Source organism: Paenibacillus oenotherae (assembly GCF_019443105.1).
Lineage (GTDB): Bacteria > Bacillota > Bacilli > Paenibacillales > Paenibacillaceae > Paenibacillus_Z > Paenibacillus_Z oenotherae.
This window is the reverse complement of sequence record NZ_JAHZIJ010000005.1, coordinates 192,384-204,008: the sequence shown is the minus strand read 5'-3', so window position 1 is coordinate 204,008 and position 11,625 is coordinate 192,384. Positions and strand designations below refer to the sequence as shown.

Genomic DNA, 11,625 nt, shown 5'->3' with positions numbered 1-11,625 from the left:
CCATGACTTTGGATCAGCAGTGCAGATGGAATGATACGGAATGGGAATATAACCAGGAAGAGACCGTGCATCGCCGTATTGAGCAGCAGGCGGCGCGGACGCCGGAGCAGGTGGCGATTCTCCATAAGGAGAGGAGCATGACCTATCGCGAGCTGAATGAGAGCGCGAATCGGCTGGCAGAGAAGCTGAGAGCGGGAGGCGCGGCCCGGGGGACGTTGGTCGGCGTGATGGTGGAGCGCGGTCCGGACATGCTGGTCGCGATTCTGAGCGTGCTCAAGACCGGCGCAGCGTATGTGCCGATTGACCCGGAGTACCCGGTGGAACGGATCGGGTACATGCTGGAGGACAGTGGAGCGGAATTTTTGCTGACGCAATCCGGCCTGGCGGAGGGACTTGCGTTCCAGGGCAGGACGCTGGATGTTGGGGATGCGGAGAATTACATCGGGGACGGCGGCAATCTGAACGCTGCAAGCGAACCGATGGATCTGGCTTATGTGATCTATACATCGGGATCCACCGGCAAGCCCAAGGGTGTCATGATTGAGCATCGTTCTGTGGCTAACTTCGTCGAGGGAATGGTCAACGCCATCGCATTCCGGGAAGGGAAGACGATTCTTGCCTTGACGACGGTCTGCTTCGATATCTTTCTGGTCGAAACCTTGCTGCCGCTAACCTGCGGGATGCGGGTGGGAATCGGCGGTCTGGAAGAGCAGCGCGACCCGCGCGCATTGGCCCGTCTGATCGAAGCATTCGAGGTAGACATGCTGCAGGCGACCCCGTCCAGAATGACGCAACTGCTGCTGCGAGAGGCGACAGCGGGACGGTGCTTGGGCAGGCTGTCCGAGATTCTGCTTGGCGGGGAAGCGCTGCCTTATCCATTGCTGGAGAAAATAAGAGGATACACAACAGGGAGAATCTACAACATGTACGGCCCGACGGAAACGACAATCTGGTCGGCGGCACAGGATGTCACGGCAGCGGAGAAAGTGGATATCGGCAAGCCGATTGCCAACACCAGAATGTATATTGTGGATGACAGCGGCCAGATGGCGCTCCCTGGTGTTACGGGAGAGCTTGTCATCGCGGGGGATGGCCTGGCAAGGGGATATAAGAACAGGCCGGAGCTTACAGCAGAGAAGTTCGTTCGTCATGCCTTAGAACCGCGAGGGTTGATATACCGGACTGGAGATTTGGCCAAATGGGCCTCTGACGGCAGTATTGAAGTGCTGGGCCGGGCAGACCAGCAGGTGAAGATTCGCGGATACCGTGTCGAGGTGGGAGAGGTGGAGTCGATCCTGGCCCGGCATGAGAGCATCAGCGACATCGCGATCGTGGCCAAGGAGGAGACGGACGGCTACAAAAGCTTATGTGTGTTCTATGTTTCGGACACCGAGCTGGCATCTGGAGAACTGCGGTCCTATGCCCAGCGGCATCTGCCGGGGTATATGGTTCCCTCTTACTACTTCCAACTGGATGAGATGCCGCTTACTTTGAATTATAAAACAGACCGTAATGCACTCCTTCGCCGGCTGGAGCGCAAAGAAGCGGAAGTGGACACGGCGCGGCAAAATACAAGTGTCAGCAATCAACTGGCCGAGATTTGGTCAACGGGGATCGGGATCGATACAGTAGCTGACAACGACCACTTCTTTGCTGTTGGAGGAGATTCGATGAAGGCGATTAAGGTCGTCTATCAGGCGAATCAAAGGTTCTCGACAGTGCTGGAGGTTGCGGATCTATATCATTATCCCGTTTTTGCCGATTTTGCCAAGCGCGTCTCGGATCAGTTGTCCAAGCCTCGCGAGCCGGTCCCGCTATATGAGGATCAAAGGAAGCACGTATTGCAATGGAGGGAAGAGCTCCTCAGGCAGTCGGAGGGAGCCCCGGATGCGGAAGCGGAGCCTGCAATAATCGACATCTATCCGCTTTCGGATATTCAGCACGGAATGGTGCTTCAATCGCTCATACATCCCGATCGATTTGTTTATCATGAGCAGTATGTTTTTTATCATACCGATCCGGGCGGGCATCAGCTGGAATTGCTCCAAGAAGCGCTAGGGCAGCTCGTATTGCGGCATCCAATGCTGCGAACCAGCTATGAGTTGAACCGCTATCCGGTTCCGATGCAGCTTGTCTATTCCGCTGTGGAGATCCATTTGACAGTCAATGATCTTCGCCATCTGGACGTTGCGGGGCAAGAGAAGGTCATTAAAGCATATTTGGAGCAGGACAAACGGAACCCGTTTGAGCTGACGAAGGCTTCAAAGCAGCCTTTGTGGAGGCTCGCGATATTTCCGTTATCGGCGGATGGTTCGGCGTGCATGTGCTTGACCTTCCATCATTCCATTATGGATGGCTGGAGCATCGGCTTGTTTATGAAGGAGTATTTGCAGATATATGAAGATCTTAAGCAGGGGAACAGCGCTAGTCCCGTACATAGGATCAACAGCACTTATCAGGATTATATTGTTGAACAAATGTATGTCCGAACGAACGAAGAGCATTCCGCTTTCTGGAAGAGAGAGCTGGAGAATTACCCGGAAATGCAATGGTTCGGAGAAAGCAGTGCCGATGAGCGCGCGGAGCATAACCACATCTATGAATTCCCAATTGAAGAGCGGTTAATGCAGCAGATGGCTCTTTTGTCCGATGGGCTGCAGATGAGTATTCAAAGCGTCTTTTTCGCTGCCTTTTCATACATGATCCAGATGCATGCGGATGACAAGAATGTAGTCGTAGGATTGGTCGGGCATAATCGGCCTGTCAGCAGTGACAGCGATGGGATTATCGGCTGTTTTCTCAACACACTTCCTGTCCGGATCGCATTCACTCCAGCTCCAGTTACGTGGCAAGACTGGATATGCCGAATCAATGACAAGGTGGCGGAGGCCAAACGGTTCGGGCGATATCCGCTTATGAAGATGCTGGAGGATTGCAAGGGGAGCAGGAGCCGTTTATTTGACACCTTTTTTAACTATACAGATTTCCGTTCATTTCCAAGCTGGCAAACACGTCACACATCACTTCGTATCGATCATCATGAACAGACGGAGACCGGATTGGATTTTCATGTTGTTGAGGAGCCTGACCGCACTTTTGTCCGCATCCATTACTTGCCTTCCTTCGTTGCTCATGATGAAGTGCGGGTGATGGCTGCTATTTTCCGGCAGATGCTCTCCTTGTGGGGAGAGCATGCCCAGGCGCCAATTGATCATGTCCAAGTATTCCTGGAAGAGCACACTCGTCCGATTCAGCTATGGAATGATACGGAATGGGAATATGACAGGGAAGAGACCGTGCATCGCCGTATCGAGCGGCAGGCGGTGCGGACGCCGGAGCAGGTGGCGATTCTCCATAAGGAGAGGAGCATGACCTACCGCGAGCTGAATGAGGGCGCGAACCGGCTGGCAGAGAAGCTGAGGGCGGAAGGCGCGGCCCGGGGGACGTTGGTCGGCGTGATGGTGGAGCGCGGCCCGGAAATGCTGGTCGCGATTCTAAGCGTGCTCAAGACCGGCGCAGCGTATGTGCCGATTGATCCGGAGTACCCGGTGGAACGGATCGGGTACATGCTGGAGGACAGTGGAGCGGAATTTTTGCTGACGCAATCCGGCCTGGCGGAGGGACTTGCGTTCCAGGGCAGGACGCTGGATGTTGGGGATGCGGAGAATTACATCGGGGACGGCGGCAATCTGAACGCTGCAAGCGAACCAATGGATCTGGCTTATGTGATCTATACATCGGGATCCACCGGCAAGCCCAAGGGTGTCATGATTGAGCATCGTTCTGTGGCTAACTTCGTCGAGGGAATGGTCAACGCCATTGCATTCCGGGAAGGAAAGACGATTCTTGCCTTGACGACGGTATGCTTCGATATCTTTCTGGTCGAAACCTTGCTGCCGCTAACCTGCGGGATGCGGGTGGGAATCGGCGGCCTGGAAGAGCAGCGCGACCCGCGCGCATTGGCCCGATTGATCGAGGCATTCGAGGTAGACATGCTGCAGGCGACTCCGTCCAGAATGACGCAGCTGCTGCTGCGAGAGGCGACAGCGGGACGGTGCTTGAGCAGGCTGTCCGAGATTCTGCTTGGCGGGGAAGCGCTGCCTTATCCATTGCTGGATAAAATAAGAGGATACACAACAGGGAGAATCTACAACATGTACGGCCCGACGGAAACGACAATCTGGTCGGCGGTACAGGATGTCACGGCAGCGGAGAAAGTGGATATCGGCAAGCCGATTGCCAACACAAGAATGTATATTGTGGATGACAGCGGCCAGATGGCGCTCCCTGGTGTTACGGGAGAGCTTGTCATCGCGGGGGATGGCCTGGCAAGAGGATATAAGAACAGGCCGGAGCTTACAGCAGAGAAGTTCGTTCGTCATGCTGTAGAACCGCGAGGGTTGATATACCGGACCGGGGATTTGGCCCAATGGTCCCCTGACGGCAGTATTGAAGTGCTGGGCCGTGCAGACCAGCAGGTGAAGATTCGCGGATACCGTGTCGAGGTGGGAGAGGTGGAGTCGATCCTGGCCCGGCATGAGAGCATCAGCGACATCGCGATCGTGGCCAAGGAGGAGACGGACAGCTACAAAAGCTTATGTGTGTTCTATGTTTCGGACACCGAGCTGGCATCTGGAGAACTGCGGTCCTATGCCCAGCGGCATCTGCCGGGGTATATGATTCCCTCTTACTACTTCCAGTTGGATGAGATGCCGCAAACTGCCAATGGTAAAACGAACAGGAAGGAATTGCAGAACCGGGCGGATGCACAGAGCCTCAAGAAGCCGCCGGTTGCAGCGCGTACAGAGCTGGAGCGAAGGTTGACGGATATTTGGTCCCAGTTGCTGCAAAGAGACAGCATTGGTGTAAACGAGCATTTTTTTGAAGTGGGCGGAAATTCAATCTCTGTCCTTCAATTGTTGGAGCAGATTCAGCAGCTGGATAACAAGATAACGGGCTCTGATATTTTTTCGTATCCAACGATTCAGAGAATGGCTGAATTTATGGAACGCTCTCAACAGTCGCTGCAGTATCGTCCGGTAGTCTGTTGTTTTCCGCAGCAGTATGCGGCCCGTCTTCATGAACCCGGTGCCTCCGGCTTTCAATCATCCATGGATGCAGCGACGCTTCGGGACATGGAGAGGTTATCGGATCAGCATCACGTACAACCAAGTGATCTATTTGCCGGGGCATTCGCCTATTTATTGAGCAAAGTTGCGGATCAAAGCAAGCTGGAGGTCCATTATCATTGGGGCGGCGAGGAGATTTCTGCACTTCGATTCGATATGGAAGCCGAGACTTCGATGTCCTCCCTTTTCCAGAGTGCGCGCGATCAGAGACAACAGGCTGTACCCGTCGATTCTGAGAAGCTGCTCCTTATGCGCAGAATGAGAACGGCCAAGGCGGATCATGATACGGTGCCTGTAATGCCGTTAATAGCCGCTTATGGCGGTCAGGCAGCGGGTGCCACATTGGAGGAATATGATCTCATCCTAAAAATTAAAGAAACGCCTGAATTCCAGGTGATTTGCGAATTTCGGCCGGATAAGCTTAACCGCGACAAACTTAAATCGTTCCTTAACAATTACGTGTTTCTTATCAAAAAAATGAGTGCGCCAGGGGGATTGAGCGAATGAAAAGAATCGCTTTGATATTTGCGGGGCAGGGCTCGCAATATGTAGGAATGGGCAAAAAGTGGATCGACCAGCCTGTCGTCAGTCGAACGTTCGAAGAGGCGAACGATACGCTAGGGTTCGATTTGACCAAATTATGCTTTGAAGGAGATCTGCAGCAGCTGACTCTGACCGAGAATGCGCAGCCTGCTATCGTCACGGTCAGTGTTGCCGCATTCAGGCTTTATATGCAGGAGATTGGCATCGAACCGGTGCTGAGTGCCGGACATAGCTTGGGAGAATATTCAGCGTTATGCTGTGCGAATGTCATTTCGTTTGATAATGTGCTGCGCCTCGTGCGGCTTCGCGGAAAGCTTATGCAGGAAGCGGTGCAGAGCGGCGCTGGCGCAATGACGGCAGTTATCGGGGTGCAAAGATCGCTTATCGAGGAAGTATGCACTGATATGAGTACTGCTGGGGAGTTTGTCGGCATTGCGAATGTCAACTCGAAGGAGCAAGTAGTCATCTCGGGCCATTTGCCTGCAGTGCGCCGGGCAAGCCAGAAGCTTGCGGATGCTGGCGCGAAAGTAGTGGAATTAAACGTCAGCGCCCCATTCCATTCGCCTCTGATGCAGCATGCGGCTGACGGAATGGAGCAGCAATTGAAGGAGACAATCTGTTCTCCGATGAAGTGGCCGGTCATATCGAATATCGACGCCAAGCCATACAATCATTTTGACGCTGCCAATCGTTTGATCCGGCAAATTACGAATCAAGTGGAATGGGCACACACGATGGATTATATGGAGAACCAGGGAATTGAGCTGGCAATTGAGATGGGGCCTCAAACCATACTGAAAAAACTGGCGTCCCAGCATGAAGTCGGCTTTCCGGTGTTTGCTATGGATCAAGACAACAGCATGAGCGCGATTCAGAAAGAACTGGAAGGCAGCTTGAGGCCGATTAAGACTGATTTTATATCCAGATGCCTGGCGATTTCGGTCTGCACTAAAAACAGAAACTTCGTAGAAGAGGAATATAAGCGCGGGGTTGTTGAGCCTTACCGCAATATGCAAAACCTGCAATCCCAATTGGAAGAAGCAGGGCAGAATCCGACGCCGGAGCAAATGAGAGCGGCATTGCTGCAGCTTCGCACATTGTTTGAAACCAAAGGGGTTCCATTGCAGGAGCAGCTCGAGAGATATCAGCAGCTATTTCTTGAGACCGATACGCTGCAGATGTTCAAAGCTGAGTTTTTGACCACGCTCGTAGCGGCAGGGGATCGCACCAATGGCTATTGATTGGATCGATCTTCCCGATCTTCAAGAGGATCATAAGCTCTTTGGCGAAACGGGCCAGCCTATGGAGCTGCATAATCGGGATATCGCCATCATCGGCATATCAGGCCGAATCGGCCATCTGGAGAATATAGCGGACATCTGGGAATTCCTCTCTACGGGGCAAGATGGCATTCGCCCGCTATCTTCCGAGCGGCATCAGGATATCGCTGATTACATGAAGGCGAAGGGAGTCCATGCGCACACCTATAACCGCGGCTCTTATTTCAATGAAATTGATAAATTTGACTACCGGTTGTTCTCCCTGTCTCCAATGGAAGCGGGCTTGATGGATCCCAACCAAAGAATTTTTCTGGAAACGGCTTGGTCGGCAATCGAAGATGCGGGCTATATGAACAGAATCAAAGGGAGCCGTACAGGAATTTTTGCCGGTTTCAGCGGCGACTTTGGCGGCGATTACAAGGAGTGGGTCCAGCAATTCGCCCCCTCCCTCAAGGGAGTATCCACAGCCGGGAATATCAAATCCATTATTGCAAGCAGAATTGCGTATTTATTGGATCTTAAAGGGCCGAGCCTGCTGGTGGACACGGCATGCTCTTCCTCTCTGGTAGCTGTGCACCTGGCTTGCAAAAGTCTTCAGCATCGAGAATGCGAGATGGCGCTTGTCGGCTCCATTAAAGTTAATTTATGTCCTGTGGCAGAGGATACGCTCCGTGAAATCGGCATCCAATCCAGCGACTTTAAGACGCGGACCTTTGATCATCAATCCACTGGCACCGGCTTCGGGGAGGGCGCGTTTGCCATTCTTCTCAAACCGCTCCATAAAGCGCTTGAGGATCAGGATCACATCCACGCTGTAATAAAAGGAAGTGCCGTGAACCAGGACGGAATGTCAATAGGCGTCACGGCGCCGAACGCTCTGTCGCAGGAAGATGTATTGCTGCGGGCTTGGGAGGATGCGGGAGTTGATCCGGAGACCGTGTCCTACATCGAAGCGCACGGCACCGGAACGAAGCTGGGAGATCCGATCGAGGTGCAAGCCATTCATCATGCGTTTGACAGGCATACGGCAAAACGCGGATTTTGCGCAATCGGTTCGATTAAGTCCAATGTCGGTCATCTGGATCATGCGGCTGGCCTGGCAGGGCTGCTTAAAGTGGTTTGTGCATTGAAGCACCGGACGCTCCCTGCCACTCTCCATTTCAGAAGAAGCAACAGTGCGATTCATTTTATCGATTCCGCGCTGTATGTGAATGATCGGCCTCAAGCATGGGATGCGGCAATACGAAGAGCAGGCGTCAGCGCCTTTGGGCTGAGCGGCACGAATTGTCATGTCGTGCTGGAGGAGCCGCCGCAAATGGCGCAAACCTGCTCCGATGGTCCGGGCGTGGCAACGATTTCGGCTCTATCGAAGAAAGGGATTGCCAGCATGATTGGCAAGCTTGATGAATGGGTTCGCTCCAACCCTGCCGTCGACGTGGAGAATCTTTGCTACACGCTCAATACGGGAAGAAAGCATTTCAACCATCGGTTGGCCGTCGTGTTCTCCAACAGGCTGGAGCTGTCTGATAAACTCCGGGACTTAATTAAACACGGCGTTGATGCTGGCATTGAAGGCTGTCATTTCGCTTCTTACAAGCTGGTGGGCTTGAAGAAAAAGACTGCAGCTGCAGGTGAAATAACCGAGGAGACGATTCGCGGTCTGGCAAGAGAAGCGGATCTGCTTATCCAGGATAACAGTGAGCTCAGGGACATCGGCTTTCTTGGCGCATTAAGCGAGTTGTACATACAGGGAGCTGACATCGCATGGACTTCTGTATATCCTGCTAATTCCGGAAGAATCCTCCCTCTTCCCACCTATCCTTTCGATAAACAGCGGGTTTGGCTGCCGAGCAATGAGCCGCATGGGGCTGTTCCGGAAATTCGCCGCATAACCTCGTCAGTGGACGGAGACATCTATGAAACGGAATTGAATGCCGACCGCCATTGGATCTTGTCTGAGCATCAAGTGGAGGAGAGCTTCGTCGTTCCGGGAACCGCGTATTTGGACATGATCAGAACGATCATGATGACTACGGAAGAGGTTCTCGCCAATCAGTATGTGCGGTTCGAGAACGTGCTGTTTGTTAAACCATTCGCACTACAGCGGGATCAGGCAAAAGTATTGCAAATCCTTATACGCCACAAGGGAGCAATGAAAACATTCACGGTTGCAAGCCAATCCTTGGACGGATCATGGGATATTCATGCAGAGGGCGGCGTGATGCTGGCTGATCCTGTATCGATACCCGGCAGAGTCGATCTTAACGGCATGATGCATGATGCCAATCCTATTCCGTTGAATGATGAGAATCTGGTTTCGGCCAAAGAGGTCATTACCGGAAAACGCTGGGACAATATGGTCGGCATTTATGAGAAAGGCAGCGTAGTTCTGTCGCATTTGAAACTGCGTGAAGAATTGGCCGGAGACCTGGAGCATTATGCAGTCCATCCCGCATTGATGGACAATGCGGTTCATCTGTCCATGAACTCCGGCAAGCAGCATCTGTATTTGCCCTGGTCTTACAAGGCGATTCATATGTATAAGCCGTTCCCGGGGGAAATTTACAGCTTAATGTCTAAAGTGAAGGAAAATGAGGAGACAGCTACGTTCAACATTGGGATTGTCGATGCCGAGGGCGAGCCGGTGGCGGGCATTGAGCAGTATTCGATGAAGAAGGTTTATTCGAGAAAAGCCGGGCCGCATAGCGGAGACGGCAAGTTCTATGGCGTTAATTGGGTCAGCAAAGCCCTGCAAGGGAATACGAAATCAATTGCAGACAAAGTATTTATTATTTTGCTGGACGGGAAAGGAATCGGACATGCCCTTGCAGAGGCTCTTCACATATGCGGAGCGCGGATTGTGAAAGTCCGCTATGGAGAGGCATTCGATAGACTGCCCGATGGCACATTCACGATGCGCCCTGTGGAGTCGGACTGCATACGTTTATTGGAGCAGTTCAAGGAAACGGAGCTTGGCGGAATCATACATCTGGCCTCCATTGCAGCAGATGCTGAATGGGCAGCGCTCGATGGGCTGAACGGCTCAGTGGAAACGATGATCGAGGGCCTGTTTCACCTGGGGCGCGTCTTAGCCAAAAGAAAAGCAAGGGTGGATCTGTCCCTCATTACACAACATGCCAATGCGATAGATAAAGAAGAGAAAGCGGCCAATGATGCAATAGCGTCTTCATTAATCGGCCTGGCGAGAGTAATTGGCCAGGAGAATTCGCACATTGTTTGCAGAAGTCTGGATATTGGCTCCAGCTTCAAGATAGAGCAGATCCTCCCGGAGTTGATTACTGACCATGCAGATTACGAGGTTGTACTCCGGGATGACCAGCGCAGAACGCCTTGTCTGAAGCCTGTTCTTATCGAAGAGGCCTCATTGAAACCTGACCTCTACAGGGAAGGCGGGGTCTATGTCATAACAGGCGGGCTTGGCGGACTAGGACTGGAGATTGCGAGGCATATCTCAAGCGGCAGAAGGCTGAGAATTGCATTGATCAGCCGGAATGCTGCATCAGTGCCCCATCATCTTCCGGAGCATCCCGCGAGCCGTATTTTGAATGCCATAGAGCAAGGCGGCAGCGAGGTGCGGAAGTATAGCGCCGATATCTCTGACGAGCAGGCCGTAACCGCTGTGCTGGACAGAATCCGCGTTGAATTGGGGCCGATCTCCGGCATATTCCATGCTGCTGGCGTAGCGGGAGACGGCATCCTTGTACGTAAAGAAATGAGCGCATTTCAGGAAGTGCTGGCTCCGAAGATACGGGGAACGTGGCTGCTGGATCGTTATACGGATCACGACCCGATTGATTTTACAGTTCTTTTCTCGTCCGTTACTTCATTATTGGGCGGAGTAGGACAGGGGGATTATACCTGTGCCAACGCCTTCATGGATGCTTATGCAGCAGGCAGTGCCAATAAAGGCAGACGGATGTTGAGCATCCATTGGCCGCCATGGAAGGAAACCGGGATGGCGGTCAACTATGGCGCCAACCATGATCGCGGCCTGTTTAAGGCGATAGCTACAGGGGATGCCTTAACCGCAATGGATTCAGCAATTGCCAGCCCATATAGCCGTCTGATTATAGGCGAGTTGAATACTGCTCCCGACGGGGAATATGTCCGTTTCAATTACGGTATAAATACGGTTCCGGTTGCTGCTGAAGCCCCGCTCTCCAGTGAGATGAAGGAGCAAGGGAAGCCGTCAGGACAAACGCCGGCAGCAGTGGGAGAGCGGGCAGTAAAGGAAGGCAGGAAGCATTCGCGGAGTATTGCAGATGACATACGGGATGCCTGGCAGACGGTTCTCGGCCTGCCGGAATTCGATGATGAGGACACATTCAGTGATCTGGGCGGCGATTCCATTATTGCAACCCGATTGTTGAAGGAACTGAATCATTACTTTCCTGGCGTATTTGATATAACCGATATGTTCACCTATTCAAGTGTCAAGGAAATGACAGACTATGTTGCTTCGACCGTTCAAGAAAACCTGGGACCAAGTGACTCTCAAGCTTCACAATCCAACCAATCGGCAGATCCTCATGATGATATCGATTTGCTGCTGGCCAGATTGGCAGAGGGAGAAATCGCCGCAAGCGAAGCAGAGCAATTATTTCGCGCCCATAAGCGAGATAACAAGCAGATGTAGAGCTATAAGAAATCGA

General features: G+C 52.7%; 3 protein-coding genes. All 3 read left to right on the top strand.

Annotation, left to right across the window (positions count from 1 at the left end):
- The first annotated feature begins 2 nt into the window (after positions 1-2).
- The 3 genes from K0T92_RS10050 to K0T92_RS10040 are packed head-to-tail and all read left to right on the top strand — an operon-like array spanning position 3 to position 11,609.
- Positions 3-5,636 carry a non-ribosomal peptide synthetase gene (locus tag K0T92_RS10050; protein ID WP_219872328.1) on the top strand — a complete coding sequence of 1,878 codons (5,634 nt, stop codon included), beginning with the start codon at positions 3-5 and terminating at the stop codon, positions 5,634-5,636.
- Positions 5,633-6,913, top strand: a complete 1,281-nt coding sequence (gene fabD / locus K0T92_RS10045; protein ID WP_219872327.1) for an ACP S-malonyltransferase — start codon at positions 5,633-5,635, stop codon at positions 6,911-6,913. The genes K0T92_RS10050 and fabD overlap by 4 nt, the downstream gene beginning before the upstream one ends.
- A complete protein-coding gene (locus K0T92_RS10040; RefSeq protein WP_219872326.1) occupies positions 6,903-11,609 on the top strand; it encodes a type I polyketide synthase in 4,707 nt (1,568 codons plus the stop codon). The genes fabD and K0T92_RS10040 overlap by 11 nt, the downstream gene beginning before the upstream one ends.
- Positions 11,610-11,625: the final 16 nt, after the last annotated feature.

Excerpts from the sequence above, each read along its gene's own strand:
- K0T92_RS10050 (WP_219872328.1), top strand. The coding sequence starts at position 3 with ATGACTTTGGATCAGCAGTGCAGATGGAATGATACGGAATGGGAATAT.
- K0T92_RS10040 (WP_219872326.1), top strand. The coding sequence starts at position 6,903 with ATGGCTATTGATTGGATCGATCTTCCCGATCTTCAAGAGGATCATAAG.
- fabD (WP_219872327.1), top strand. The coding sequence starts at position 5,633 with ATGAAAAGAATCGCTTTGATATTTGCGGGGCAGGGCTCGCAATATGTA.